The following is a 580-nucleotide window of genomic DNA, read 5'->3' on the forward strand; positions in this document are numbered from 1 at the left end:
GGCGCCGCTCGCCGAGCTCCTCGACGAGGGCCACGCATGCCCGGCGCCGCCCGGCCGCGGCCTCCTGCGCCTCGGTCAGCTCCTCGCACCGCACGGCCAGTTCCGCGAGCTCGGCGGCGGCCTCGTCCACGGACGCCTGTACCTCCAGCAGGCTGGGGGCGCCCGCCGAGCCGCCGTGGGCGAAGTGGGCGCCGAGGAGGTCGCCTTCGGCGGTGACGGCGGTGAGGCCGGGGCGGGTGTGGACGAGGTCCTCGGCGTCCTCCAGGGTGTCGACGACGACGATGTCTCCGAGGAGCCGCCGTACGGCCGCCATGACCTCGGCGGGACCCTTCACGAAACGCTCGGCCGGTTCGGCGGGTGCGCGTTGATGGCCTCCGGTCGCGCCGTTCCCCGCGCCCTCTGCGGGCGTCGGTGTGCCGGGGGGTGTGTCGGGGGCCGAGACCAGCAGGGCGGCCCGGCCGGCGTCCTGCTTGCGGAGGAGTCGGATCGCGTCGGCCGCGGCGGACGGTGAGGTCACCGCCAGCGCGTCCGCCGCCGCGCCGAACGCGGCCGCGAGGGGGACCTCGTACCCGGGCGTCAC

1 pseudogene is annotated in these 580 nt (G+C 77.4%); it reads right to left on the reverse strand.

What is annotated here, in order from left to right:
* A pseudogene (locus tag B9S61_RS14420) lies at nucleotides 1-580 on the reverse strand (chromosome segregation protein SMC); the annotation flags it as partial.

The sequence above is a fragment of the Streptomyces sp. SM1 genome, assembly GCF_002910825.1.
Lineage (GTDB): Bacteria > Actinomycetota > Actinomycetes > Streptomycetales > Streptomycetaceae > Streptomyces > Streptomyces okerensis.